Consider the following 26,898-nt stretch of genomic DNA (forward strand, 5'->3'; position numbering starts at 1 on the left):
CCGGCCCTGGACCCCGGACCGGCTCGGCCGGCCCGGCCGGCCCGGGGCCCCCGGGCCGTGCCGGTCGCCGGGCAGGGCTCTTCCCTCAGTCCTGCCGGCGGGCGATCTGCACGTTCTCCAAGACGCCGAGCGCGTCCGGAACGAGGACCGCGGCGGAGTAGTAGGTGCTGACCAGGTAGGAGATGATCGACTTCTCGTCGATGCCCATGAAGCGCACCGACAGGCCCGGCTGGTACTCGTCCGGCAGACCGGTCTGGTGCAGGCCGACGACGCCCTGGTTCTCCACGCCGGTACGCATGACGAGGATCGAGCTGGTCTGCTCCTTGGTGATGGGGATCTTGTTGCAGGGCAGGATCGGGACGCCGCGCCAGGCGGGGACCTGCTGGCCGCCGAGGTCGACGTGGTTCGGGTAGAGCCCGCGCGAGTTGAACTCGCGGCCGATCGCCGCGATCGTCCTGGGGTGGGCGAGGAAGAACTTGGAGCCGCGGCGGCGGCAGAGCAGCTCGTCGAGGTCGTCCGGGGTGGGCGGTCCCGAGTAGGTCTGGATGCGCTGCTTGAAGTCGGCGTTGTGGAGCAGTCCGAACTCCCGGTTGTTGATCAGCTCGTGCTCCTGGCGCTCGCGTAGCGCCTCGATGGTGAGCCTGAGCTGCTCCTCCGTCTGGTTCATCGGCCCGTTGTAGAGGTCGGCGACCCGGGTGTGGACCCGCAGGATGGTCTGCGCGACGGAGAGTTCGTACTCGCGCGGCTTCAGCTCGTAGTCGACGAACGTGCTGGGCAGGTCGGGCTCGCCGGTGTGGCCGGCGGACATGGCGATCTCCGCCTCACCGTGGCGGTTCTGCCGCTGCTGGGGCAGCGAGGTGAAGTGCTCGACGTGGGCCTGGAGGCTCGGCGCGCTGGACAGCACGGTGGCGAAGTCGGCGCGGGCGAGGGTGAGCAGGGTGCCCGCGGTCTCGGCGGTGGCGGTGAAGTCCCACTGCGCGTCCTCGTCCAGCAGCACCTGCTCACCGAAGTGCTCGCCGTCGGCCAGTACCGCGACGGCGACCTCGTCGCCGTATCGGCCGACGGAGCTGTGCTTGACGCGGCCGTGCGCGATCAGGTGGATGTGCTCGGCGGGCGCACCCCGCTCGACCAGGGTCTCACCGGCCCGGAAGTCACGCTGGACGCACCGCCCGGCGAGCGCCGTCAGCACCTCCTCGTCCTCGAAGCCGCGCAACAGGGCCAGCTCGCCCAGCTCGCGGGGGATCACCCGGACCTCGGCGCCGTCCTGGACGAACTCCACGCGTCCGTCGCCGACGGTGTAGCTGAGCCGCCGGTTCACCCGGTAGGCGCCGCCCTTGGTCTCGACCCAGGGGAGGGTCCGCAGCAGCCAGCGGGAGGTGATCTCCTGCATCTGCGGTGCGGACTTGGTCGTGGTCGCCAGGTTGCGGGCAGCCGCTGTGCTCAGGCTGGACGGCTGAGTCGACTCGGGCTGCGCTTCCGGGCTGGTCTCAACGGTCATCGGGCGAGCTCTCCTTCGGCAGGGCGGTGACGGACACACGTGCCCACCACCGGGAAAGAGGAAAAGGGGGGCAAACATCCGGGAATCCGGCCAGAACCCGTGGAACGTTAGTGGCCGGTGCACCCGGCTGGCCCAAAAAGCCGATGACATTAACTCGATACGATGATCTGGCTCGAATCAGGGTTTGCGTGAGCGACCTACGAGATTCAGCCGCGGTCGCATACGCGCCCGGACAGGGGTGCCGAGCCCGCCGCTGAGCCGGTGGCACGGCATCAGGCCCGGCGCCGAGCCGTCAGCCGCCATTTCGCCGCCCGTCGACGTACACCTTGGTGAGCGGGGATCGCGTGAGGATCGTGGCGGAGAAACTCCGCGGTACCTCGATGGCCGGATGTCTCTTGCGTGCGTCACAGGTGACCACGAGCAACCGGGAAGCACGTCGCATACGTGGCGGATCCGGTCTGCGGAGTATTCGTGTGCGTCAGCGAATTTGTCGTCCCATGCGCCCCAGGGCACGAAGGGTGCGGCACGCACGAAAGCGTTTACGGGCGTTCAGTCCGGTGGCCCCGCCAACGCGGCGAAGGCCGGGCGGAGCAGGGCGGCGATGCGGTCGGCCGGGGCGTCGCGGAGCGGGGGCAGGGTCAGGAGTTGGTGGCCGATGGTCACGCCGAGCAGGGTGGTGATGAGCAGGGCGGCGCGCAACTCCGGGTCCTCGGACGGGGGCAGGGTCGCGCTGATGCCGTCGATCTGCCGGCCGAGGGCGTCGCGGACGTGATCGGCCGCCGTCGGGTCGGTGAGCATGGAGCGCATCATCGCGAGGGTGCCCTCGGGAAGGCCGCCGAGCTTGAGGTCGAGCGAGGTCAGGAGCTGATCGACGAGCGCCTCGGTGTCCCCCGTCGCCGGCGGCTCGGGCACCGCCTGCACGGCTTGGCCGAACAGCTCGCGCTTCGAGCCGAAGTACTGCATGACCAGGGCCGGGTCGACGCCCGCCGCTGCCGCCACGGCTCGGATGGTGGTGCGGTCGAACCCCTTCTCGGCGAACAGCGTCCGGGCGCTGCCGAGGATGCGCGCCTCGGTGGCTCGTCGGCGGTCGGCGCGGGACTGGTGGGGGGCGGGCACGGCGTCACTCTACAGACGTTCGCTCTACGAGCGTTGACCGAATATCCGGCGGCCGGCTACGGTGATTGGGTCAACGCTTGTTGAGTCACTGGGGGAACGCCGTGTCCGAGGACCAGCCGAACGACCTGAAGCCGCCTGCCGCCCGTACCGCAGGCGTGCGCACCGCACGCGAGGTGCTGGCCCGCTACTACCAGGCGATGCTCGACAAGTCCGCGGACGACCTCGCGGACCTGTACGCAGAGGACGCGGTGCACGAGTTCCCGTTCGTCTCCCCCGGCTTCCCGCCGCGCTTCGAAGGGCGTGCGGCCGTGCGCGCGGGATACCGGGCGGCGTGGGGCGCGAGCCCCGTGCAGGTGACGGAGGTCAGGAGGACCGCGGCCCACGAGACGGTCGATCCGGAAGTGATCGTCGCCGAGCACGTGGTGGTGGGGACGCTGCCGGGGGGCGCCGCCTTCGAGGTCCCCGGCCTGCTCGTACTCCGCGTCAGCGGCGGGCTGCTCACGCGGGTACGCGACTACATGGACAGCGCGGCGGTCGCCGGCGCCAGGGGGTGACGGGACGGTGGCGGACGGTCGGATTCCGCGGCATGTCAGTCGCGTCCCCTAGGGTTCCATGCCTATGGACTTGCAACTACGGGGGCGCACCGCCGCCTTGTACGGCGAATTCGACTGTATCGGGCGGGACGAGGCGATACGTCGGCTGGAGGCGCTCGGCGTGCGGGTGGTGGACGCCACGGCCGAGCAGGCGGACTTCATCTTCTGTGCGGAAGGCGAGCGGGGGCCCGTACCGGTCACCGACACGATGTCGGCCATGCCGTACCTCTACGAGGACGCGCTGGTGGACCTGGTGGAGCGCGCGGAGGGGAGCGGTCGCGGGTGCGGCGCCGCGTCCGTCGTGGCCGAAGCGCCGGTGTTCCTCGCGCCGGGCGCGTACGCCGCCGCCGGTTCGGACGCGCTGCGCGCCCTTCTGGACGGGGCCGACTGGTCCGCGTTCACACCGGACCGCGACCTGCCGCCGCTGCGGGCACGGCTCACCGAGGTGGAGCGCGAGGAGGGCGTCACCGAGGCGCACCGGCTGGCGACCCGCCGGCTCAGGGACACCGGGCAGGCCACGCTGCGCCACCCGTACGGCCATGACGTGGAGATCGTCGGCCATGCGCTGAGCCCGGACGGGCGCTGGCTCGCCACCGGCAGCTGGGTCGGCGACGACTACGACGCGGGCGGCGTCCTACAGATCTGGGAGGTCGCCACCGGACGCTGCGTCAACACCGTGACCGGCATCAACGGCGGCATCGGCTGGCCGGACTACGAGCGCACCGTCCAGTGGTCGGCCGACGCCACCCGCATCGCCCTGCTGCACAACACCAACATGGTCGGTGCGTGGGACCCCACCGTCGAGGACGACCCCGACCCGCTCGCCACCATCGGCGTCTCCGACGGCAACTCCCGCCCGTCCCCGTACGCCCTCGCGCCGGACGGCCGGAGCGTCTACTACCACAGCGGGACGAACGGCGACGGCGGGCTCCAGGGCTGCCTCGTGCCGCTGGGCCGCGGCGAACTGTACTGGGACCCCAACCGCCTCACGGGCGAGCACCCGTTCGCGATGGCCCGGCAGCTGCCCCCCGCGGTACGCAGGGCGTTCGACGAGGACGGGACCGACGACGAGGGCGACGAGTTCCGCGTCGGGAAGTGGATCGAGGACCCGGTCTTCTCGCCCGACGGCACCCGGCTGTACGGGTCCAACGGGATCTGCGTGGACGCCGCGACCCGCAGGGTGCTGTGGTACGGGCCGGCCCGGCACGCCCGGCTCAGCCCGGACGGCCGCCTCGTCGCCCACGTCACCCGCCGCGGCCTGTTCTTCCGCGACGCGGACGACGGCCGGATCCGCTGCGGCCCGTACGTCCTCGGCTGCCCCTCCGCGCTGCGCTGGGCCGCCGGCACCAACCGGCTCGCCGCCCTCACCCCCGGCTCCGCCACCGCACCGCCCACGGCCCACATCTTCGACGAGGACCGTTACCTGGGCAGCGTCCCGATCCCGCACCCGGAATGGGAGGACGGCGAGCGCTGGACCGGCGACCGCAACGCCTGGGCGTGGGCGCCCGACGGGCAGCGTGCCGCCTGCATGACCTCCGAAGAGGTCGTCGAGGTGTGGGACCTGTCCGACCCGGCCCGCCCGTGGCGGGTGCGCACCATGCCCATCGAGGACACCTACGCGGTGCACTGGGGCGCCGACAACACCCTCGTCCAGATCGGCGCCACCCGGGTGCGGTTCGTGCGGGCCGACACCGGCGAGGTCGTCGGCGACTTCACCTTCCTGCGGGTGCCCGAAGGACCCCGCCCCGTGGAGGGTGACGCGGCCTGCGACCTCGGCGAGAAGATCTTCACCCTCGACGAGCACACCTGGGCGATGACCCTGGACCCCGGCGCCGTGATCGCCCCACCCGGCCGCGCGGACGACCTGGACGCCGTCCTGACCTGGGCGGTGGGCCGCCGCCACGCCTGGCCGGTGCGGTGGGGCGACCTGACGGTGCTGCCCGACGCGCTGTCCGCCGCCGACCTCCCCGACTCCGAGGACGCCGAGCTGCTCCAGGAGTACCGGGAGGAGCTGGAGGAGCTGGCCGGCGCCGGCGGTCTCGCGGGTCTTGCGGGACCGGAAGAGCCCGTGGGACCGGTGGGACCGGACGGGACCGTGGGCCCTGCCGGCTCCTGGCGGCCCACCGCCTGGCCGCCGCCGAACACCGCGACCCTGGACGACCTGTACGAGGCGGCGCGCCGTGCGCTCGTCGGACTCGACCCGATCCGCTGGGGCTTCGCCATGGGCCCGTACCTGCGCGCCGCCGCCCGGCTGCGCGCCCGCCAGGGAGCGCCGGACGGAGCCATGGCCCTGGTCGAGGACATCCCCGACCTGCCCGACCGGATCGCCGCGCTGTCCGACGTCGCCGTCTGCCTGGCCCGAGCCGGTCTGCCCGCCCCGGCGCGCACCGCGTTCGACCTCGCCGCCGCGCTCGTCATCGAGGCCGACGGCAAGGAGCTGGGCCCCGACGCCTCCGCCGCGTTCGCCTCCGCCTGCCAGCTCCTGGGCGACGTCGGCAGCGCCGACGGCTGGTTCCGGCACGCCCGCTCGGTCATCACCGTCGAACCCAACCCGTGGCAGGACCACGTCGCCGTCGCCCGCGCGATGCTGGAGTGCGGACGCGTGGACCTGGTACGCGAACTGCTCGCGGACCGGGCCGGCCATCCGCCGGAGGGCTACCACGCCGAGTCGGAATGGCTGGTGCACCTGGCCCGCAGCGGCCACCTGGACCTGGCCGCCGAGTTCCAGGGGCTGCCCGGCTGGGCCGTCCCGTACGAGGTGCTGGAGGTGTTCGCCGAGATCGGCCGGGCCGACCTGGTGGAGACCTGGGGCGGCCACGACTGGTACACCGACGACCTGCTCGCCCAGGCCCGCGAGGCCGCCGCGCACGGCACCCCACCGGTACGCCCCCGCACCCCCTCGGAAGAGGACATCGCGTGCCTGGCCCAGGAGTACGCCGAACTCCAGCGCACCCCGCACGCCAAGCGCCGGATGCCCACCACGCAGCTGATCGAACGGGCAGCGGAGTGCGGTCACCTCTCCGCCGTGCTCGACCTGCTGGACCTGATCCCGCTCGGCGACGACTTCAACGACCGCCCGAGCGTCGCCTTCAGCGCCATCTGGCTGTCCGTCACCGGGTTCAACCAGCCGCCGATGTGACCGCCCGGGGGCCGGACGGGAGCCCGGACGGTGACCCCACGGGCCCGCTCCGGCGCCCCCGTACGCGGCCGGCTCGCAGCCCGTCCCCGTACCCGTCGCTGGCTATGCTCTGCTGACGGCACGTGCACGGTCGGCCACGGGGGCGGGGGACGGCCCTCGGCTACGGGGCGGGGGAGCCTTGCGATCAGACGGGGAACGGAGACGGCAGGAGACCGGCGGGGTGGCGCGGGGGCCGGGCTCCGACGGGCAGCTGGACGCCGACCGGAATGCGGCGGCCGACGGACCGGACCCCCGACTCGACGCCGTCTACGACCGGCTGTGCGCCGACCCGGGTGGGGCCCTGGCCGCCACCCTGCCGGACCTGATCAGCGTCTGCGACTCCGACGCGGGCGCCGACGCCCTGCGCGCATGGGCGCGGACCCTCCTGCGGGCCGGGCAGGACACCGGCGCCCCCGCCCTCGTCGACTGGGGGCAGTACCTGAAGGACGCCGCGGAAGACGAGGAGTCCGGCACCGTCACCCTCCTGACGCGCCTGCTCGCCGCACCGGGGCTCCGGTTCGACCAGCGGGCCCTGGCGTACGCGGTGCGCGGGACGGAACACCGGTGGGCCGACCGGTACAACGAGGCCCTCAGCGACTACGTGGCCGCCCTGGAACTGGACGGCGGCCTCGCGCGTGCGCACTACGGGCGCGGCGAAACGTACCGCCTCATGGGCGACTTCGAAGGGGCCCTCATCTCCTTCAGCCGCTCCCTGGAGCTGGAGCCGCGCGACAGCGTCACGCTCTCGGACCGTGGCCTCGCGTACCAGGCGCTGGGGCGGTACGAGGAAGCCGTGGCGGACTTCACGCAGGCCCTCGAAGTGGACGAGGGGTACGAGATCGCCCGGCTGTGGCGTGCCGAGACGCACCGGACCGCGGGCCGCCACGAGGAGGCGGTGCGGGACTACTCCCACATGCTCGCGAACACACCCGACTCGGTGTTCGCGCTCGGTGGCCGAGGCGTCGCGTACGAGTCCCTGGGCCGGCACGAGGAGGCCCTGGTGGACCTGACCCGTGCCGTCGAGTTCGACCCCGAGAACGCGTGGGCCCTGGTCCGGCGGGGCGGGACGTACCGGCAGATGCGGCGGTACGAGGAGGCGGTACGGGACTTCACCCGGGCGATCGGGATCGACGCCGAGCACTCGGGGGCGTTCGGCGGCCGAGGGGAGACGTATCGCCTGCTGGACAGGTTCGAGGAGGCGGTGGCGGACTTCACGCGTGCGATCGGGATCGACCCCGAGTACGTGGGGGCGTTGGGTGGGCGTGGTGTGTCGTATCGGCGGCTGGATCGGTATGACGAGGCCGTTGCCGATCTGACGCGTGCGATCGAGTTGGATCCCGAGTACGCGTGGGCGTGGGCCGAGCGGGGTCTGACCCATCGGGCGGCGGGCAGGTTCGACGAGGCCGTGGCGGACCTCAGCCGTGCGATCGAGCTGGGGCCCGAGTACGCGTGGGCGTTGGCCGAGCGGGGTCTGACCCATCGGGCGGCCGGCAGGTTCGAGGAGGCGGTGGCGGACTTCACGCGTGCGATCGGGATCGATCCTGAGTACGTGGGGGCGTTGGGTGGGCGTGGTGTGTCGTATCGGCGGCTGGATCGGTATGACGAGGCCGTTGCCGATCTGACGCGTGCGATCGAGTTGGATCCCGAGTACGCGTGGGCGTGGGCCGAGCGGGGTCTGACCCATCGGGCGGCCGGCAGGTTCGACGACGCCGTGGCGGACCTCACCCGTGCGATCGGGATCGACCCCCGTTATCTGGGAGCGCGCGTCGGCCGCGGTGAGACGTACCGGTTGGCCGACCGGCACGAGGAGGCGGTCTCCGACTTCACGGATGCCCTCAGGCTGGACCCGGAGTTCACCTGGGCGCTCGAGCGCCGGGGGCAGTGCTTCCAGGCCCTGCGCCGGTACGAGGAGGCGCTGGCGGACTTCGACCGCGTCATCGAACTCGAACCCGGCTACGAGGACATCCCCTACCTGCGGGGCGAGGCCCTCCTGAGCCTGGGACGCCACGAAGCGGCCCTGCCGGACCTCACCCGTGCGATCGAGGCGGACCCCGACGACGACTGGGCGCTCGCGGCACGCGGCGAGGCGTACCAGACGCTGGGCCGCCACGAGGAGGCCCTGGCGGACTTCACCCGCGCCGCCGCCGTCGTCCCCGACGACGAGTGGTACCACTTCCACAACGCCCTCGCGGCAGGCTCCCTCGGCCGACCGGAGGAGGCGGCCGGCCACTGGGCCAGGGCGATCGAGGTCGGAACCGCCGCAGCCACGGACGAGGCGCTGGACGCGGCCGACCGGGCACACGCCCGCGCGAACCTCTTGGTCATGCGCTGTGCGCGGGCAGACTGGGAGGGGGCGGCGGAGGAGCTGACGGGATTTCTGTCCCACGGGCCGCGCGCGACCCGGGTCCACGAGACGCTGGACGACCTGGCGCACCTCAGCCGGTGGTGCACCGTCGACCCGGAGCGGCTGCGGCCGCTGCGCAGTCGGCTGGCCCGGGCGCTGGCGCAGCCGGCGCCCGCACCACGCCGGCCGGAGAGCTGAGGCACGACCAGGGCACGATCAGGGGAGGGACGCAGATGCCGGGAGAGCGGACGCCGCGGCCGTCGCGTCAGGAGTTGAACCGGCGGCGGCGTCAGGGCGGCTTCGTCGGACGGAGCCACGAGCTGGGGCAGTTCCGGGACAACCTGGCCCGGGACCCGGGCGACGACGCCTTCCAGTACCTCTTCCACGTGCGGGGCAACGCCGGCGTCGGCAAGACGTCGCTGGTGCGGCAGTGGGAGTCGGTGGCACGCCGGCTGGAGGCGGTCACCACGTACGTGGACGACGACGTGCACAGCGTCCTGGACGCGATGGAGGCGATCAGCGCCCAGCTCGACCGGCAGGGCGTGCCGCTCAAGACCTTCGACAAGCTGCTGGCGACCTACCGCCAGCGCCGGCACGAGGCGGACGCCGCGCTCGGGCACGGGGCCCCCGCCACCGCGGCGGTGGACGGCGGCACCGGACAGCCAGCCGGGGCCCAGGCCGCCCCGGCGTCGGCCCCGGCGTCCGCGTCCAGCACGATCCTGGCCCAGGCCGGGCTCGTCGGCCTGGGGATGCTGCCCGGCGTGGGGGCGTTCGCCGGCCGGATGGACCCGCAGAAGGTCGCGCAGGGCACCGACCGGCTACGGGCCCTGCTGAACACGCGGCTGCGCAACCACGACGACGTCCAACTGGTGCTGTCACCCGTCCAGGTCCTGACCCCCGCGTTCCTGAAGGACCTGGCCGAGGCGGCGGAGCGCCGGCGGTGGCTGGTGCTGTTCTTCGACGTCTTCGAGCGCACCGGCCCGGTACTCAACGACTGGCTGAGCGAGATGCTGATCGGCGAGGAGTACGGCGCCCTGCCCGTGAACGTGGTCGCCGTGCTCTCCGGGCAGGGCCCCCTCGACGCCCGCTGCTGGGGCGACCACCTGGACCTCGTCACCGACGTGCCGCTGGACGTCTTCACCGAGGACGAGGCGCGCCGGCTGCTGGCGTCCCGCGGCGTCACCGACGAGCAGGTCGTCGACCTGATCCTGACGCTGACGGGCCGGTTGCCGGTCCTGGTCGACCTCCTCGCCCAGGCCCGCCCGCAGCACGCTGACGAGGTCGGCGACCCGTCCGACACCGCGGTGGAACGCTTCCTGAAATGGGTCGACGACCCGGAGCGGCACGCCGCGGCCCTGGCCTGTGCACTGCCGCTGCAACTGGACGAGGACATCCACCGCGCCGCCGTGCCCGACGCCACCGCCGACCAGTACGCCTGGCTGCGCGGCCTGCCGTTCGTCACCGGTCAGGCGGGCCGCTGCCGCTACCACGAGTACGTGCGCACGGCGATGCTGCGCCTCCAGCGCACCCAGTCCCCGGACCGCTGGCGCGAGCAGCACACCCGCCTCGCGGACGCCCACGGGCAGCGGCGCCGCACGGTGGAGGACGCCCTGTCCACCGACGACCGGGACCTGTACTGGAACGACGCCGACTGGCAGACCCACCGGCGGAACGAGACCTACCACCGGCTGTGCGCCGACCCGCGCGGCGCCCTGCCCGCGGCCCTGCTGGACCTGGTGGACGCCTGCGACGCCGGAGCCGACACCCTGCGCCGGTGGGCGCAGATCGTGGCGCGGGCCGGGCAGGACACCGGCGCCACGACCGTCGCCGACTGGGGCCGTCGCCTCGAGGCCGCCGCCGACACCAAGGGCTCCGGCCTCGTCACGGCCCTGACCCACCTCATCGCCGCGCCCGAACTCGAACCCGCGGGGCGGGCGCTGGGGTACGCGGTACGGGCCCGCGAACACCGGTTCGCGACCCGGTACGACGACGCGCTCGCGGACTACACGTCGGCGCTGACGCTCGACCCCGACCTGGCCCGGGTGCACTTCGGCCGCGGTGAGACCTACCGGCTGATGGGGAGGCACGAGGAGGCCGTCAGCCACTTCGACCGTGCCATCGAGCACGATCCGGACGACGACATGGCGCTGAGGTTTCGCGGTTACTCCCAGTATCACCTCAACCGCTACGCCGAGGCCCTGGCGGACTTCACCCGGGCCCTGGAGATCGACCCGCAGGACGTGTGGGCGGATACGCAGCGTGCCATGGCCCTGCGGTCCTTGAACCGGAACGATCAGGCCCTGGCCGAGCTCGATCGGATCCTCGACAACGAACCGGAGCACAACTGGATTCTCGGGGAGCGGGCGGAGACGTACCGGTTGATGGAGCGGTACGAGGAGGCGCTGGCCGATTTCAACCGGGCCCTCGAGGTCGATCCGGAGTACGAGTGGGCGCTGGGCAGCCGTGGCCAACTGCACCGCCAGATGGAGCGGTACGAGGCCGCGTTGGCCGACTTCGACCGGGCTCTCGAGATCAATCCCGACTACGTCTGGGCTCTTGGACAGCGGGCGGAGACGTACCGGTTGATGGAGCGGTACGAGGAGGCGCTGGCGGATTGCAGCCGGTCTCTTGAGATCAAACCCGACTACATCTGGGCTCTTGGACAGCGGGGGCGGGTGTACCGGTCGCTGGAGCGGTATGACGAGGCGCTGGCCGACTTCGACCGGACTCTTGAGGTCGACCCGGGCTACGCCTGGTGCCTTGCCCAGCGGGCGGAGACGTACCGGTTGATGGAGCGGTACGAGGAGGCGCTGGCCGATTTCGACCGGGCTCTCGAGGTCGATCCGGAGTACGCCTGGGCGCTGGTCAGCCGAGGGCAGGCCTACCGGTCCCTCGGCCGCTACGAGGAGGCGTTGGCAGACGTCACCCGGGCTCTCGAGGTCGAGCCGGAGTTCATCTGGGCACTCGGTGAACGGGCCGAGATATACGGCCTGATGGGCCGGTACGAGGAGGCCGTCGCCGACCTCTCCACCAGGATCGTGGCCGACCTCGAGGACGACTGGGCGATCGCGCAGCGCGGGGAGATGTACCAGTCGATGGGTCGGCACGACGAAGCTCTGGCGGACTTCCGGCGTTCCCTGGCCCTCGACCCCGACGAGGAATGGTGCCACTTCCACATCGCCATGGCATTGCGGCACCTCGGCCGGCCGGAAGAGGCCGACGCCTGGGCCCGTGCCTTCGAGATCGGTACCGCCGCAACGGCATCCGAGGATCCCGAGCGCAGCGTCCATGCCCTGGGCAACCTGGCGGTCATGCACTGCGCACGTGAGGAGTGGGACGAGGCCGCCTCCCGGATGGCGGCGTTCATCGCCGCCCGGCCCGGCGCGGCCCGCATCCGGGCGGCCCTGTCCGACCTGGCCGGACTGCCTCGCTGGCTCCCCGTGGATGCGTCGAAACTCAGCCAGATTCGGCGACGGTTGGAGGAGGCCGTCACCGCTGCGTGAGTCGAACGACAGGACGGATGCATACCGAACCCGTAGCGGACACGGGCGTATCTGCACAGTCGTTTGGCATAGTCCACCAGCAAATCCACTCGTTAGAGTGAATCAGCCGTCTGTACACCTGAGTTGACTCTCAGTGCGCAAATATGACACTGCTAGGACCGCACAGCAGTCGCCCTGTCCCCACCCTCACTCACGGCGACACCTGTGCCTCCTTCACCTCCATGCAATCGAGGGGTTTTTCATCTTGCGCAACACACCCACTTCCCACCTCCCCGCATCCCTGCGGCGTTCGGCCGCCATCGGCGCCGCCGTGGCGCTCGCCGCGGGCACGCTGGCTCTCGGAACGGCGTCGACGGCCAGCGCGACGCCGGCGTCCAGCGGCTCCAGCGGCAGCGCCGACGCGGTCGTCCTCAAGACCGGCCTCGACGTCTCGCTCGCCAACAAGAAGGTCGATGTTCCGCTGAGCGTCGCCCTCAACGAGGTGCACGCGCCCGCGAACAAGGACAAGACGCTGCTGACGGCCACGCTCGACGGCGTCGACAAGGGCCGGCCGTTCAGCATCCTGCGTGCCGACGTGGCCACCGCCAAGGCGACCACGGACCAGACGAAGTCCGAGGGCTACGCCAACCTGACCAAGGCCACGGTGCACCTGCCCGGTCTGCCGGCGCTCGGCCTCGTCCAGGTCGACGCGGTCACCTCCAAGGCGACCTGCGCCAAGGGCCAGGCCCCCACCGCGGGCACGAACTTCGTCGGCGACGTCACCGTCCTCGGCAAGAAGGTCGCGATCCGCGCGGGCGGCACCACCACCGTGAAGGTCGACGGCGTCGGCGACGTCACCCTGGACCTCGCCAAGACGGTCAAGACGTCCACCACGGCCGCGTCGACCGCCCTCCAGCTCACCGTCCACGTCAACCCGGGCAACCTCAACGTGGCCGAGGTCACCGGTGGCCTGACGCTGGTCAAGGCCAGCTGCGCGACGCCGGGCGGCGGTGACGGCGGCACCTCCGGTGGCTCGTCGTCCGGTGGCTCCTCGTCGGGCGGGTCCTCCAGCGGTGGCACGTCGGGCGGCGGTGACACGGCGGGCAGCACGGCCGGCGCCGACGGCGGCACCAAGACCCAGACCGGTTCCGGCGGCGACCTGGCCGAGACCGGTGGCAGCTCCACCACCCCGTACCTCGCCGGTGGCGCGGCCGTCCTGCTCGTCGCGGGCGCCGGCGCCGTCTACATGAGCCGCCGGAAGAAGGCGGGCGCGTCAGCGGACGCGTGACCCGTCACCGGCCTCGCGACTCGCTGCGTCCTCCCCGGCAGTGAAGCGCGGGCCACCCCTCGGGCGCCGGCCGCACAGGCGGTCGGCGCCCGAGGCGCGTACCGAGGCACGTATCCGGATCACGCGCCGGCCGGTGGCCTCACGGCGTGTGCGGGCGATGCCCCCGTTCCTGGTGCGGCATCGACTGCACCGTCGGCACCGTCGGAGACGGCAGCGTCGCCACCTCCTCCAGCTCCTTCTCGTAGAGCGGACCCGGGTCCGGAAGCCTCGGGAAGGACGGGTTCGGATGGCCGAGCCGCAGGGCCGACGTCAGATCGCCCACCGTACGACGCCGCCACGCACTGATGTTGGGCTCGCGGACGCCGAAGCGCCGCTCCAGGATCCGGATCAGCGACGTGTGGTCGAAGGTGTCGCTGCACACCCAACCGCCCCGGCTGAACGGGGAGATGACCAGAGCCGGCACCCGGTAGCCGAGGCCGGTGGGACCGGCGATCCCGGCGGCGTCGGCGGGCAGCGGGGCGGTGACCCACTCGCCGGGGGTGCCGGGCGGCGGGGTGGGCGGGGCGACATGATCGAAGAAGCCGTCGTTCTCGTCGTAGCTGATGATGACGACGGACTTGGCCCAGACGTCGGGGCGGGAAGCCAGCGCCTCCAGCGCGTTGTAGATGTACTCGGCGCCGGCGGCCGGCAGCGCGGGCGCGTGCTCGTTGGCCTCCGGGAGCCCGAAGACCGCGGGCAGGTACTGCGAGTCGAGCCAGACCACCGACGGCAGCCGGTCGTTCGCCACGTCGTCGGCGAAGTCGTCCGGGTGGTGCGAGGTCATGCCGCGCACGTACAGCTCCGAGCCGGGCTTCGCCTCGCGGAACTGCTTGAACCAGCCGAGGTCCGTGTCCAGCGGATTGGCCGTGTAGTACTTCCAGTCGACGCCGGCCGCCTGGAGCCGCTCCGGATAGGTGGTCCAGGTGAAGGGCGCGTCCGGCGAGAACGCGTTGTTCACGACCGGGCCGCCGTGCCCGCCGTCCGGGTCGATGGTGCCGCTGATCGCCATCAGCCGGTTCGGGTGCGTCGGCCCGAACACCGAGCAGAAGTAGCGGTCGCAGACCGTGAAGGCGTCCGCGAGCGCGTAGTGGAACGGCAGGTCCTCGCGCGTGTAGTAGCCCATCGCGAGCGGGCCCACCACATCACCGTCGGCGGCCCGGTGCGCCGGCATCCAGGTGTCCATCTTCCCGTCGTTGAACGACCGGTGCTGCGGCGCCCAGGCGTGCGTCGTGGTGGGCACGGCTGCGGAGGACGTCTTCGTGGTGTCCAGGCGGAACGGGAGGACGTACCCGTCCGGGTGAACCGCGTCGGGCTGCCTGAACACCGAGTCGCCGTTCGGCAGCCGCATCGCGTGCGGGTCGTCGAAGCCGGCCACGCCGGGCAGCGTGCCGAAATAGTGGTCGAAGGACCGGTTCTCCTGCATCAGGAAGATGAAGTGCTCGATCTGGTCCAGCGACCGCAGCGGCTCCGGCTGCGCCGCGAGCGCCTGCTGCAAGGAGCCCGGCAACAGGCTCAGGCTCGCCGCAGCACCCGCGGCCACCGAGCCCGCCCTGCCGAGGAATCTGCGCCGAGTGACGCCTCCGGACGACTCGTGTGCCATACCCGTCCCTCCACTCTCCCGACCTACCGCCTGCTTCGGCAACGTGATCCTTTCGCGGGGGTGCGCCGGATGGCCAGGGTGCGGCGGGGGCCGGTTCGTGAACGGTGCGGGACCACGCGGGGTCACGAGGGCGCCCGCGACGACGACTTGGGGCATGCGCCGATCGGGCATGCGAGAGCCCCGGCGCCGTGACCGGCACCGGGGCCCGGGGGATCCGCTCCGGCGGAACCGTTCCCGCCGGATCGTGCGTGAGAAGGCCGTGGGGGGAGGAGTCGGCATGGTCCGTACGAGGGTCCGCGCGCCGTCGGGTCGCGCGCCGTCCGGGGGTGGTGTGCCGTCCGGCGGCGACCGCGTGCCGTGCGACGCGGCCCGGACCCCCGGCGGTGGACCGTCGGGCGCCGGCCCATCACACCACCAGCTGGTACGAGGCGCAGACCGCGAGGAACGCGGCCGCCGACAGGGCGCTGAGCGTGTAGTGCACCCGGCCGGCCAGCCGCCACCAGCGGCGCTGCCAGGCGAGCACGGTGCACAGCAGCATCGCCCCGGTCAGCCCGAGCGCCACGTTCGTCAGTGCGGGCACCGCCGTCAGCAGCGGCGAGTCGTCCACCAGGATGCTGCGGTTGAGCGCGTTGGAGTCGGCGGCCAGCATCATGAAGCAGACGGTGGCGGCGACCAGCAGCGCACCCGTGGACCAGCACAGCACCCGGGCGACCCGCGCACCCAGCGGCGAGGCGGCGCCCCGGCGGCGCCGCACCAGCGCCAGCACCGGCAGCACCAGCACCGTCACCAGCAGCAGGACGAGGGTGCCCAGCAGCACGTACTGGTGCAGCGTCGGCGAGGCGTACCAGGGCAGCCGGTCGTAGGCGACGGTCGGGTCGGAGGCGACGGTGAGCTGCATGCCGTCGTGGTCGCGGAAGGCGATCCGGTCCTGGCCGCCGTGCTCCTGGAAGACGCCGGGCTTGATCTGGTCCCAGTGCTGCTCGCCGGTCTCCGGGTCGCGGGACAGGCCGGTGGTGGTGAGCGTGCCGCCCGCACCCGCGCTCACGTGCACCGAGCTGGTGAGCGCTGCGGCCCTGGTCAGGTCGGAGGTGCTGGTCCGGGTCGAGCGGTAGTCACCGGCGTAGGCGCCGGCGTCGGCGGTGGACCGGGACTTGTTCTCGACGGGCGCGGCGAGGTGGTCGGCGAGTTCGTTCACCAGCTCCTGGCCCGCGTAGGAGGCGGAGCCGTCCGTGCCGTCGCCGTTGTAGGAGACGTAGACGCCGAGGTGGCGGTCGGGCAGCAGCGCCATGTTGCCGTGGAAGCCGGGCAGGTCGCCGTCCTTGACCAGCATCCGGTGGCCGTCCCGGTCACGCTGCTCCAGGATGAAGCCGATGCCGGGCAGCCGCGGGTCGTTGCCGAACTGGCGCTTGCCCATCTCCTGCACGGACTTCTCGCTCAGCACCTCGCCGCCGCCCGCGAGCAGCGCGTTCATCAGCTTGCCCATGTCGGTGACGGTGGTGAGCGCACCGGCGCCGGTCGGCGTCCACGCCCCGTACTGGCCGGTCTCGGAGACCTGGCCGGAGCCGTCGGGGCGGTAGCCGACGGCCACCGTGGCGTCCATGTCGCGCGGCTCGGGCTCGGTGAACGTGGTGCGGTCCATGTGGAGCGGGGCGAGGATGTGCCGCTGCACATAGCCGGGGAACGGGGTGCGGGTCACCGTCTCGACCAGGTAACCGGCGAGCGCGACCGCGTAATTGTCGTACGAGGCGACCGTGCCCGGCGGGCGTACCCGGCGCGGCTGGTGGGCGGCGAGGTCCTTGCCGAGCGCGTCCGTGCCCAGCGGTGCGGTGCTCGACCGGCCGAAGATGTCGTTGTCGAAGCCCGCGGTGTGGGTGAGCAGGTTCCGCACCGTCACCGGGTGGCCGGGATAGCTGTCCTTGATCTTGAAGGTGGTCAGGTAGTGGTTGACGTCGGTGTCCAGCTTCAGCCGGCCCGCCTCGACCTGCTGGAGGACGGCGACCGCGGTGAAGACCTTGGCGTCGGAGGCCATGTAGAAGGCGGTGCGGTCCGCGTCCACCTTGGTGCCGCGTGCCACGTCCGCCAGGCCGTAGCCCTTCGCGAACACCTGGTGGCCGTCCTTCACCAGGACGACGGACGCGCCGGGGATGTGGTCGTCGGCGAGCTGCCGGGTCACCACCTTGTCCAGCAGGGCGGCCAGGTCATCCGTGGTGCCGCTGGCGCTGGCGGCGCAGGCCGGGGCCACCGGTGCCGCCACCACGCCGGCCACGGCGAGGAGCAGGGCCACCAGGACCGTCAGCACGAGCCGCTGGCGCGCCGCACCGTCCGTCTGCTTGCCCGTCACGTCCCGGATCGGCGCGTTCGCCGCATCCCGAGTCAGCTTCTTCACCACATCCTGTGTCGTCATGTCCTTCATTCAAGAACCGTCACGACGACGTATCCATGGACCTGGGTGGCGTCCATGGTGCACCTGACTACACCCCCAAGGAGGGGACGAGTGTCCCGTGATACGGGGCGCGCCACCCGGCAGACTTCTTCACACCAGGCGGCAACGGGTCGCAGGGCACGCGGCGGAAGCGCCGCGGACGACGCGGCAACGAGCCGAGCTACGGCGACCAGCCGTATGACAGGGGGAATTCGATCATGAGCACCATCGGCTACCACGTTCGTTCCGTCGGCCGCGGCATTCCGCTGACCGGTCTGGCCCTGGCGGAGGCGTTCTTCTTCTGCCTCCTCACCACCGCGATCACGCTGGTCGGCGCCGGCATCGGCGTCTACCTGGTGGTCGCAGCGGCCGTCGCGCTGCGCGGCACGATCGGGGTCACCCGCCGGCTGGCCGGAAAGTGGTCCAAGGTCAGGATCGAGGACCCCTACCTGCCCCGGCCCGAGGAGGCGCCCGGGATCAAGGGCTGGTGGCAGCGCACCCAGTGGGTGATCACCGACCCGGCGACCTGGCGGGACCTGGCCTGGTCGCTGGTCAACCCGACCGTCGGCGCCTTCCTGACGCTGCTGCCGCTGGCCCTGGTCGCCTCGGGCGTCTTCGGCCTGCTCCAGCCGCAGCTGTACGACGACATCGTCTCGGCCGGCGGAAACACCTGGTACTACTGGGTCCACGTGGACGACTCCAGCTCCGCCTGGATCGCCGCCGCCCTCGGTGTCCCCACCCTGATCGCCGGCTTCGGCATCGCCCCCTGGGCGCTGCGGACGCACGCCGCGCTCGCCCAGGCGCTGCTCGGCCCCACCGACACCTCGCGCCGGATGAAGCACCTCGCCGAGACCCGCAGCGACGCCGTCAACACCTCCGCCGCCGAACTGCGCCGCATCGAGCGCGACCTGCACGACGGTGCCCAGGCCCGGCTGGTCGCCCTGGGCATGAACCTGGGCGTGGCCGAGCAGCTGCTGAAGAAGGACCCCGAGGCGGTCGCCGCGATCCTCGCCGACACCCGCAAGGCCTCCGCGACCGCGCTGAACGAGCTGCGCGACCTGATCCGCGGCATCCACCCGCCGGTGCTCGCCGACCGCGGCCTCGCCGACGCCGTGCGTGCCCTGGCCATGGACAGCCCGCTGGACGTCACCGTCAAGGCCGACCTGCCCGGCCGCCCCGACGCCCCCGTCGAGTCCGCCATGTACTTCGCGATCTCCGAGGCCCTCACCAACTGTGCCAAGCACGCGAACGCCCAGCAGGTCGCGGTGGACCTGTGGCACGAGGACGGCCGGCTGCGGGCCCAGGTCAGCGACAACGGCCAGGGCGGCGCCGACGCCTCGCGCGGCACCGGACTGCGGGGCATCGAGCGCCGGCTCGCCACCTTCGACGGACTGCTCGCCGTGACCAGCCCGGTGGGCGGGCCGACCACCCTGACGATGGAGCTGCCGTGCGCACTGTCCTGACCGAGGACGCGTGAACCCTGCACGACGTAGGGCGTGAGCTGGGGCTTTCCCTTCCGGGAGGCCCCAGTTCGGCGTGTAGGGGGACGGTCGTGGTCGCCGGGGAGGTGAACAGGGCGGGACGCGACGGGACTTGGCCGTGTGCCGACTGTGGCGTTCGGGTGACGTGCCGGTCACCGTCCGGGCCTACGCTGAGCACCATGACCGCTACGCCCTCGGATGACGCCCAGGCAAAGCCCCTGCGAGCCGTCCTGGCCGAAGACCTGTTCCTGCTGCGCGACGGTCTGGTCCGTCTGCTGGAGGCCTACGACTTCCAGATCGTCGCAGCGGTCGACAACGGCCCGGCGCTGCTGCGGGCCCTCGTCGAGGAGAAGCCGGACGTGGCGGTCGTGGACGTGCGACTGCCGCCCACCTTCACCGACGAGGGCCTCCAGGCGGCCCTGGAGGCCCGACGCCAGGTGCCGGGCCTTCCGGTGCTGGTGCTCTCCCAGTACGTGGAGCAGCTCTACGCGCGCGAGTTGCTCGCGGACGGCACCGGAGGCATCGGATACCTGCTCAAGGACCGGGTCTTCGATCCGGACCAGTTCGTGGAGGCCGTCCGTCGTGTCGCGGCGGGCGGCACCGCCATGGACCCCGACGTCGTCGGCAAGCTGTTCGCGAAGGACGCCAGCCACGAGGGCAAGCTGGGCCGGCTCACGCCGCGGGAGCGCGAGGTGCTGGCCGAGATGGCCGAAGGGCGCTCCAACGCGGCGATCGCGGAGCGGCTCGTCATCACCGAGCGTGCGGTGATCAAGCACACGTCCAACATCTTCACGAAGCTGGACCTCGCGGTGTCGGACGACAACAACCGGCGGGTGCTGGCGGTGCTCGCGTTCCTCAGCGACGCGAAGTGAGCCGTAGGACTGGTCTGCGCCGTACGGGCGCCCCGCCTCGCCCCGGAAAGGGGCGCCCTCTGACGGGGCGCCCCTGCCGAGGGGTCACCCCAGGGACTTGGTCCACTCCTCGACCGTCGTGACCTGCGACTGGCGCGGGAACACCTTCTCGACGAGGACCCGGTGCACCTCCGGGTCGGTGTCGTGGCAGCCGTCCGACAGGACGGTGAGCCGGTAGTCGAGGTCGGCGGCCTGGCGGAGGGTGGACAGCACGACGCCGCTCGTCGCGATGCCGGTCAGCACCAGGTGGTCGATGTTCCGGGAGCGCAGCACCAGCTCCAGGTCGCTGCCGGCGAACGCACTCACCCGCTTCTTGGTGATCGTCAGATCGCCGGCACGGGGCGCGACGTCGGCGTGGACCGCGGCCCCGGGGTCGTCGGGCGTGAACACCCCCGGCGGCAGCGCGGCGAAGGACTGGTTCCGCTCGCTGATGTCCGCGTGGTCGGCGCGGAACCCGATCACCACGTAGAGGACGGGGACGCCGGCGGCCCGGGCCGCGTCGACGGCGCCGGTGAGACGTGGCAGGTAGGACGGGTCCTGGACGCGGTTCACGATGCCGTTCTGGACGTCCATCACGAGCAGGGCGGTGTTGCCGTTCACGGTCATGGGTGCGGTTCTGCCTAACTGAAGAGGGGGATTCTCAACGGAAACGGTGGACGGTGGTTTCTCACGAAGCAGGTGCGTCGGTGGTCGGTGGGGGCGCCGCGGGCGGGGTGGCCGGGGCGGCGCCGATCCGGGACAGCGAGCGGTCGGCCACGGTCGTCACCAGGAACAGCGCGGCGATCGCGACCATGAACCACGCCAGGTGGTGCAGCCCGCCGGTGTCGGCCCGCCCGGACAGGAAGGCGCCGTTCGCCGCTGAGGCGACGATGGCGCCCAGGTAGCCGAAGGTGCGCAGCAGCCCAGCGGAGGAGCCCATCCGCTCGGCCTGTGCCTGGTGGTACACGCTGTTCTGGAGGGCCAGGCTGTTCAACCCCTGGGGTATGCCGACGAGCAGGGCGAGCGCCAGCAGCATCCAGGCGGCGCTGTCGTCGCGCAGGAACAACAGGCCTCCGCAGGCCAGCACCTGGCAGACGGCCCCCACCAGCAGCTTGCCGCGGACCTCCGCGCGGCGCCCGGTGACGGTCGACACGGCGATCGCCGTCGCGAACAGCGGCAACTGGGCGAGCCCGGCCTGCGAGGCGGTCAGGCCCCGGCCTTCCTCCATCCACTGCGTGTAGCCGTACAGGAAGGCGTACGAGACGACGTAGGCGAACAGGGCGCGCAGGTAGGTCGTGACCAGGGGCAGGTTGCCGCGTAGCAGCCGCAGGTCGATGAAGGGCTCGGCGACCCGCAGCTCACGCACCGTGAAACCGCCCGCGAGCAGCACGGTCAGCAGGAGCAGGTACCAGTGGTCGGCCCCCGGCTCCATCAGGAACAGCAGCAGCGCGATCAGCGTCCCGGCGAAGAGCACCATCCCCGGCAGGTCCAGCCCGGCGGCGCCCCTCGCCCCGGCGGGCTCGGACGAGGACGCCGCGGGGGACGGCACCGTCCTGGGCAACCGTCGGGCGCCGAGTACCAGTCCGGCCACCGCCAGCGGAATGTTCACCGCCAGGGTGGTGCGCCAGCCGCCCAGGCCGATGAGCAGTCCGCCGAGGGACGGGCCGATCACGGCGATGGTCTGGTTAGCCACCGCGAGCGCCGTCAGCACCCCCTGCGGACTGTCCTCGCCGGTGCGCCGGGCCTCGCCGCGTATCAGGTACATCGCGGCCGGATAGCCGGCGCAGGTACCGAACCCGAGGAGGACCCGGGCCGCGATGAGCACTCCCAGGTTCGGCGCGAGCAGGCCGACGACACCCGCCACGCCGGTCATGGCCGACCCGGCCAGGAACAGCCTGCGCGGGCCGTGCAGGTCGATCAGCCGCCCCACCACCGGCTGGCCGATGGAGGTGGCCAGGTACAGCGCCGAGATCAGCCAGGCCGTCTGGTCCGGCGGCGCCCCGAACGCCGCGCCGATCGGTACCAGGGACACCGAGATGATCGAGGAGTTCACCGGGTTCAGTACCGAGCCCAGCATCATCGGGGGCAGCAGCCGGCGGTCGAAGGCCGCCCCGGGGCCACCCGGCCGGCGCGCGGCCTTCGATGCCTTCGGGGACTCCGCCGTCACGGCGTGAGCCTCTCCAGCAACGCCAGCGCGTCCAGGATCCTGCGCCGCTCCTCCTCGGTGTAGTCGGCGTGCAGGCAGCCGGCCAGCCACTCCTCGCCCGTCCGCCGCTTGTCGTCGAGGAAGGCCAGACCGGCGTCGGTGAGCGAGACCAGCAGCCGGCGGCCGTCATCCGGATCGGGGTCCCGCCGGATCAGCCCGCGTTCGTCGAGTCCGGCCAGGGTGTACGCCATCGACTGCGGGCGGACCCGCTCGGCCGCCGCGAGATCGCTGGTCGACGCCGGCCCGCCGCGTTGCAGCCTGCTCAACGCGGACGTCTGCGAAGGGGTCAGCCCCTCGGGGTCCCACGTCTCCCGCAGCCGCCGCCGCAGCCGGCCCAGCACCACCCGCAGGTCCCGCGCCGCCTGAACCGCCGACGCGGCCAGGACCTGCGAACCGCCGGTCCCGGTCCCGGTCCGGGTCCCGGTGCCCGTACCGGCGCCCTTGGTCCCTGCCCCAGTGCTCTCGTCCATGGCCCCACGCTATTTTCTTCAGTCTGATCTGTAAAGGTGAGACTGTGCAGGCTGCCCTGTGTAAATAGGCGTGCGGGAAGGTTGCGGGATTCATGGGCCACATGCGGGTGACTAGGCTGCGGGTTCCCGGAACTCCGGCCGCAGCCCAGGAGGTGTGCCGATGGAAGCGGACCTGCCCGCTGGCGGGGGCGGTGAACTCGCGCTGCTCGACGCGGGACAGCTGATGTCCGACCCGGGCCGTACAGCGGGCTTCGCCGCGGCGGCGCACCGGATCCTCGCCGGCCTGGTCGACGCGGGCGCCGCGCTCGGCTGGGTGGATCCGCCGGAGCGTGCGGAGGTGGCGGACCTGCTCGAACGGGTGCTGGCCGCGGCGCGGGCCGGCGACGGTGCGCTGCGCGCCGCCTATCTCGGACCGCGGCTCGTCGGCCTGGGGTACTGGCTGCGCTACGACCGCCCCACGCACCGTCCGCACGCCGACCTGGAGAAGGTCGCGGTCGACGCGGCGGCCCACGGCCGTGGGGTCGGACGGCTGCTGGTCGCCGCCCTCGTCGACGATGCGCGGCGGGCGGGCGTGGAGGTGCTCACGCTGGACGCCCGCGGGGACAACGACGTCGCTCTGCGGTTGTACCGGTCGCTCGGGTTCGTCGAGTACGGGCGGCTGCCGCGCTTCGTCGCCTTCGGCGAACGCCGCTACGACAAGGTTTTTCACATGCTGGACCTTCGGTCCACGGTGCCCCCTGAAAGGGGCGCGGGGAACTGCGCGAGCAACCCACCACCGGCCGGTGGTCCGGACACGACGGAAACAGCCCCTCCCGCCCGGTGACGACCCGCAGGGTCACCCGTGGCTGGGCGCGCAGTTCCCCGCGCCCCTTTCATGCACGCTTCGCGTGCCCCAAGAGCGCGCCGTGCGGGCCCAAGAGCACAAGGTGTGTGCCCTTGGGCGCAAGGGGAGGCCGAGGGCGTCAGCCCACGACCACGTTCACCAGACGGCCGGGGACGACGATGATCCGCTTGATCGCGCGATCGCCGACCTCACGCTGGACCAGGTCGGTCCCGGCGACCGTCTCCCGGACGACGTCCTCGGAGGCGTCGGCCGGCACGCTGATGCGGCCCCGCGTCTTCGCGTTCACCTGGACGATCAGCTCGATCGTCGACACCTGGAGCAGCGAGGTGTCCGCAACGGGCCACGGCTCCTTCCAGACCTGCTTGCCGGTGAGCCGGAAGTAGACCTCGCTGGACAGGTGCGGAGCGAAGGGCAGCAGCAGCGAGGCCAGGGTGCTGACGGCCTCGACGGCGGTGTCCCGGCGGATGCCGTCCTGGAGTGCCTTGCTGCAATCGTTCGACAGCGACATCAGGGCGGCGATGGCCGTGTTGAACGCGTACTTGCCCGACATGTCCTCGGTGACCTTGACCGTGGCCCGGGCGGTGGCGCGGCGCAGCGCCAGGTCACGCTCGGGGTCCTCGGCCTTGCCGATCACCTCGGCGTCGGTCCCGGTGATCTCGTCGGTGTAGCGCCACAGCCGCCTGAAGAAGCGGTGCACGCCCCCCATGCCCTCGTCGGACCAGTCGGCGCCCTGGTCGGGCGGGCCCATGAACAGCACGTAGCAGCGTGCGGTGTCGGAGCCGAACTCCTCGATGATCGTCCGGGGGGAGACCACGTTCCCCTTGGACTTGGACATCTTGGCGCCGTCTTTGGTGATCATGCCCTGGGTGAAGAGCTTCGCGAACGGCTCCTGCACCGGCAGATGACCGAAGTCGGCCAGCGCCTTGACCAGAAAACGCGCGTACAGCAGGTGCAGGATCGCGTGCTCCACGCCGCCGATGTACTGGTCGACGGGCATCCAGGCCTGCATCGCCTCCTGGCTCCACGGCGCCGTGTCGTTCTTCGGGTCGCAGTAGCGCATGTAGTACCAGGACGAGTCGACGAACGTGTCCATGGTGTCGGTCTCGCGGCGGGCCGCGCCACCGCACTGCGGGCACTCGGTGCGCACCCAGTCCTCCGCGGCGGCCAGCGGGGACTTGCCCTTGGGGGCGTAGTCCTCGATGTCCGGCAGGCGCACCGGCAGCTGGTCCTCGGGCACCGGGACCAGGCCGCAGTCGTCGCAGTAGACCATCGGGATGGGGCAGCCCCAGTAGCGCTGCCGGGACAGCAGCCAGTCGCGCAGCTTGTAGCTGACGACGGCCTCGCCCTGGTCGGTCTCGGCCAGCCGCTCGGTGATGCCGGCGGCGGCCTCGCGGCTGGGCCTGCCGTCGAAGTCGCCGGAGTTCACCGCGCTGCCGTGGCCGCTGAAGGGCAGCTCGGGCTCGCTGCCGTCGGCCAGCGCGATCACCGACCGGATGGGCAGGCCCATGACCTCGGCCAGCTGGAAGTCGCGCTCGTCGTGGGCCGGGACGCCCATGACCGCGCCGGTGCCGTACTCCATGAGCACGTAGTCGGCGACGACGATCGGGATCTCCTGCCCGCTCAGCGGGTGGATCGCGTGACGGCCGGTCAGGACGCCGGTCTTCGGGCGGTCCTCGTTGCCCCGCTCGGCGTGGCCGGCGCGGCGCGCGGCGTTCACGTACTCCCGGACCGCGGCCTCCTGCTCGGTGCCCTCGGTCAGCTTGTCCAGGTCCGGGTGCTCCGGCGAGATGGCCAGGAAGGTGACGCCGAACAGGGTGTCCGGGCGGGTGGTGAAGACCCGCACCTCCTGGGCCGGCTCGGCGATCCGGAAGGTGACCCCGGCGCCCTCGGAGCGGCCGATCCAGGCACGCTGCATCGTCTTGACGTGCTCGGGCCAGTCCAGGCCGTCCAGGTCGCGCAGCAGCCGGTCGGCGTAGTCAGTGATCTTGAAGAACCACTGCTCCAGCTGCTTCAGCTCGACCAGGGTGCCGCAGCGCTCGCAGTGGCCGTCGACGACCTGCTCGTTCGCCAGCACGGTGGCGTCCTGGGGGCACCAGTTGACCGCGGAGCGCTTCCGGTAGGCCAGGCCGTGCTTGTACAGCTGCAGGAAGATCCACTGGGTCCAGCGGTAGTACTCCGGCTGGTGCGTGCTGACCTCGCGGGACCAGTCGATCGAAATGCCCCACTGCTTGAACTGCTCGCGGAAGGAAGCGATCGACTCGTCCGTGGACAGCCGGGGGTGCTTGTTCGTGCGAATCGCGTGATTCTCTGCCGGCAGCCCGAAGGCGTCGAAACCCATCGGATGCAGAACGTAATATCCCTGGCGCCGCAGGAAATGCGCTACGGCGTCTCCGACCGCGTAGTTCTTGAGATGTCCAACATGCGGCTCCCCGCTGGTGTAGGGCAACATCTCAAGGACGTACGCCCTCTTGTCGGCAGCGTGGGAGTTGGAGACCTCCCACGAACGCTCTTCGCGCCAGACGTTCTGCCAGTGCGCTTCGATCGCACGAGGATCGAAGGACGGCGGCGGGGTGACCTCGGTCATGGGTTTCCTAGGGTGAACTTAATCCGGGCTGATTCTTTCGATGGCAATGAATGGGCATTATATCACATGGGCGGGCCGGAAAAGAACGATTTTAATGTCTGGTTTGACGCCTGGTTCAAGGTCTGGAATTTCCGGGCCTCCGATTCGGTCCCGGACATATCGTACGCGGCGTTCCGGAAATACGGAGCCCGATATTCTGGCGATATTGCGCGGAAATACCGTGCCCGCGGCGCAGGGCGGCGACCCCCGCGGGTGCGCCGGCTCGCGGCGCACCGCACGGCGGACATGCGACAGCCGCGATGGCTCCCCCTCCGCGCCACCGCGGCTGTCGCTTCCCCCCGGTCGTGCCGCTCTACGCGCCGCCCTCGCCGCTCACGTACTCGTCGCTGGGCTTCTCCGGCTCGCTGTCCTGGAGTGCCTTGGGCGGGGCGGGGATGTGGACGTCGGAGTAGGGCTTGACGGGTGTCCCGGCCGGCTCGCTGTCCTGGAGTGCCTTGGGTGGAGCCGGGATGTGGACGTCGGAGTAGGGCTTGACGGGTGTCCCGGCCGGCTCGCTGTCCTGGAGTGCCTTGGGCGGGGCGGGGATGTGGACGTCGGAGTAGGGCTTGACGGGTGTCCCGGTCGGCTCGTCGTCGTTCTGCTTCGTCTGGAGGGTCGGGCTGTGCTCGCCCTCCGGTGTCCGCTCTTGCCCGAGCTTGTCGTCGGCGCTCATCGCAACTCCTGGACTGGGAATGGTGGGGCGGGAAGCGTCCACCCGGCGGCTCCCCCGAGGACGCCGGGCGGACGCTCCGGGCCGTTCACCTTAGCGGTGAGGCCGCGGCGACCCATCTGCCCCCCGAATGCGATGGATCGACACAGAAGAG

Annotated in this window: 17 protein-coding genes; 8 read left to right on the top strand and 9 right to left on the bottom strand. The window is 71.7% G+C overall.

The window, feature by feature from the left end; translation table 11 throughout:
* Positions 1-85: 85 nt before the first annotated feature.
* Both NQO67_RS13320 and NQO67_RS13325 read right to left on the bottom strand, forming a co-directional pair.
* Positions 86-1,498: a family 2B encapsulin nanocompartment shell protein gene (locus NQO67_RS13320; RefSeq protein WP_255950121.1), complete on the bottom strand. Its 1,413-nt coding sequence runs from the start codon at positions 1,496-1,498 to the stop codon at positions 86-88.
* 549 nt (positions 1,499-2,047) lie between these two features.
* Positions 2,048-2,614 (bottom strand): TetR/AcrR family transcriptional regulator, encoded by a 567-nt coding sequence (locus NQO67_RS13325; RefSeq protein ID WP_255950122.1) that lies wholly within the window; start codon positions 2,612-2,614, stop codon positions 2,048-2,050.
* Positions 2,615-2,715: 101 nt separating this feature from the next.
* On the opposite strand from NQO67_RS13325, the gene NQO67_RS13330 reads away from it, so the two are divergent.
* The 5 genes from NQO67_RS13330 to NQO67_RS13350 all read left to right on the top strand — a co-directional run bounded on the left by NQO67_RS13330 (position 2,716) and on the right by NQO67_RS13350 (position 13,499).
* Positions 2,716-3,168, top strand: coding sequence for a nuclear transport factor 2 family protein (locus tag NQO67_RS13330; protein ID WP_255950123.1), 453 nt, complete (start codon positions 2,716-2,718; stop codon positions 3,166-3,168).
* A gap of 58 nt (positions 3,169-3,226) precedes the next feature.
* On the top strand, positions 3,227-6,346 hold the full coding sequence (locus NQO67_RS13335; RefSeq protein WP_255950124.1) for a WD40 repeat domain-containing protein: 3,120 nt from the start codon (positions 3,227-3,229) through the stop codon (positions 6,344-6,346).
* Positions 6,347-6,566: 220 nt separating this feature from the next.
* The gene (locus NQO67_RS13340; RefSeq protein ID WP_255950125.1) at positions 6,567-8,927 is read left to right on the top strand and encodes a tetratricopeptide repeat protein; all 2,361 of its coding nucleotides are present in this window, start codon (positions 6,567-6,569) and stop codon (positions 8,925-8,927) included.
* Positions 8,928-8,962: 35 nt separating this feature from the next.
* Positions 8,963-12,232, top strand: a complete 3,270-nt coding sequence (locus NQO67_RS13345) for a tetratricopeptide repeat protein (RefSeq protein WP_255950126.1) — start codon at positions 8,963-8,965, stop codon at positions 12,230-12,232.
* Positions 12,233-12,476: 244 nt separating this feature from the next.
* A complete protein-coding gene (locus NQO67_RS13350; protein ID WP_255950127.1) occupies positions 12,477-13,499 on the top strand; it encodes an SCO1860 family LAETG-anchored protein in 1,023 nt (340 codons plus the stop codon).
* 139 nt (positions 13,500-13,638) lie between these two features.
* Here the strand turns inward: NQO67_RS13350 and NQO67_RS13355 are convergent, their stop codons facing one another.
* Both NQO67_RS13355 and NQO67_RS13360 read right to left on the bottom strand, forming a co-directional pair.
* Entirely contained in the window at positions 13,639-15,138 is a 1,500-nt protein-coding gene (locus NQO67_RS13355) for an alkaline phosphatase family protein (RefSeq protein ID WP_255950128.1), read from the bottom strand.
* 406 nt (positions 15,139-15,544) lie between these two features.
* Positions 15,545-17,542, bottom strand: coding sequence for a serine hydrolase domain-containing protein (locus NQO67_RS13360; protein WP_255950129.1), 1,998 nt, complete (start codon positions 17,540-17,542; stop codon positions 15,545-15,547).
* Between the two features lie 236 nt (positions 17,543-17,778).
* Here NQO67_RS13360 and NQO67_RS13365 point away from each other — a divergent pair, with 236 nt between their 5' ends.
* Positions 17,779-19,023, top strand: coding sequence for a sensor histidine kinase (locus NQO67_RS13365; RefSeq protein WP_255950130.1), 1,245 nt, complete (start codon positions 17,779-17,781; stop codon positions 19,021-19,023).
* Between the two features lie 236 nt (positions 19,024-19,259).
* Positions 19,260-19,913, top strand: coding sequence for a LuxR C-terminal-related transcriptional regulator (locus tag NQO67_RS13370; protein ID WP_255950381.1), 654 nt, complete (start codon positions 19,260-19,262; stop codon positions 19,911-19,913).
* Between the two features lie 84 nt (positions 19,914-19,997).
* Here NQO67_RS13370 and NQO67_RS13375 read toward each other — a convergent pair whose 3' ends face one another.
* From NQO67_RS13375 to NQO67_RS13385, 3 genes are all read right to left on the bottom strand, one after another.
* Positions 19,998-20,558: a cysteine hydrolase family protein gene (locus NQO67_RS13375; protein WP_255950131.1), complete on the bottom strand. Its 561-nt coding sequence runs from the start codon at positions 20,556-20,558 to the stop codon at positions 19,998-20,000.
* 61 nt (positions 20,559-20,619) lie between these two features.
* A complete protein-coding gene (locus NQO67_RS13380; protein WP_374118989.1) occupies positions 20,620-22,011 on the bottom strand; it encodes an MFS transporter in 1,392 nt (463 codons plus the stop codon).
* Positions 22,012-22,094: 83 nt separating this feature from the next.
* Positions 22,095-22,520, bottom strand: a complete 426-nt coding sequence (locus NQO67_RS13385) for a MarR family winged helix-turn-helix transcriptional regulator (protein ID WP_255950383.1) — start codon at positions 22,518-22,520, stop codon at positions 22,095-22,097.
* Positions 22,521-22,767: 247 nt separating this feature from the next.
* Between NQO67_RS13385 and NQO67_RS13390 the strand changes: the two genes are divergently transcribed.
* Positions 22,768-23,430, top strand: coding sequence for a GNAT family N-acetyltransferase (locus NQO67_RS13390; protein ID WP_255950132.1), 663 nt, complete (start codon positions 22,768-22,770; stop codon positions 23,428-23,430).
* Between the two features lie 139 nt (positions 23,431-23,569).
* Here the strand turns inward: NQO67_RS13390 and leuS are convergent, their stop codons facing one another.
* Together leuS and NQO67_RS13400 are read right to left on the bottom strand one after the other, a co-directional pair.
* On the bottom strand, positions 23,570-26,035 hold the full coding sequence (gene leuS / locus NQO67_RS13395) for a leucine--tRNA ligase (RefSeq protein WP_255950133.1): 2,466 nt from the start codon (positions 26,033-26,035) through the stop codon (positions 23,570-23,572).
* Between the two features lie 352 nt (positions 26,036-26,387).
* Positions 26,388-26,747 carry a hypothetical protein gene (locus NQO67_RS13400; RefSeq protein WP_255950134.1) on the bottom strand — a complete coding sequence of 120 codons (360 nt, stop codon included), beginning with the start codon at positions 26,745-26,747 and terminating at the stop codon, positions 26,388-26,390.
* Between the last annotated feature and the right edge of the window lie 151 nt (positions 26,748-26,898).

It is taken from the genome of Streptomyces odontomachi (assembly GCF_024435355.1).
Lineage (GTDB): Bacteria > Actinomycetota > Actinomycetes > Streptomycetales > Streptomycetaceae > Streptomyces > Streptomyces odontomachi.

What these genes read in the sequence shown, in the direction of transcription:
- NQO67_RS13320 (WP_255950121.1), bottom strand. Translation starts at nt 1,498, where the DNA reads ATGACCGTTGAGACCAGCCCGGAAGCGCAGCCCGAGTCGACTCAGCCG.
- NQO67_RS13335 (WP_255950124.1), top strand. Translation starts at nt 3,227, where the DNA reads ATGCCTATGGACTTGCAACTACGGGGGCGCACCGCCGCCTTGTACGGC.
- NQO67_RS13345 (WP_255950126.1), top strand. Translation starts at nt 8,963, where the DNA reads ATGCCGGGAGAGCGGACGCCGCGGCCGTCGCGTCAGGAGTTGAACCGG.
- NQO67_RS13355 (WP_255950128.1), bottom strand. Translation starts at nt 15,138, where the DNA reads ATGGCACACGAGTCGTCCGGAGGCGTCACTCGGCGCAGATTCCTCGGC.
- NQO67_RS13360 (WP_255950129.1), bottom strand. Translation starts at nt 17,542, where the DNA reads ATGACGACACAGGATGTGGTGAAGAAGCTGACTCGGGATGCGGCGAAC.
- NQO67_RS13365 (WP_255950130.1), top strand. Translation starts at nt 17,779, where the DNA reads ATGAGCACCATCGGCTACCACGTTCGTTCCGTCGGCCGCGGCATTCCG.
- NQO67_RS13375 (WP_255950131.1), bottom strand. Translation starts at nt 20,558, where the DNA reads ATGACCGTGAACGGCAACACCGCCCTGCTCGTGATGGACGTCCAGAAC.
- NQO67_RS13380 (WP_374118989.1), bottom strand. Translation starts at nt 22,011, where the DNA reads ATGATGCTGGGCTCGGTACTGAACCCGGTGAACTCCTCGATCATCTCG.
- NQO67_RS13390 (WP_255950132.1), top strand. Translation starts at nt 22,768, where the DNA reads ATGGAAGCGGACCTGCCCGCTGGCGGGGGCGGTGAACTCGCGCTGCTC.
- leuS (WP_255950133.1), bottom strand. Translation starts at nt 26,035, where the DNA reads ATGACCGAGGTCACCCCGCCGCCGTCCTTCGATCCTCGTGCGATCGAA.
- NQO67_RS13400 (WP_255950134.1), bottom strand. Translation starts at nt 26,747, where the DNA reads ATGAGCGCCGACGACAAGCTCGGGCAAGAGCGGACACCGGAGGGCGAG.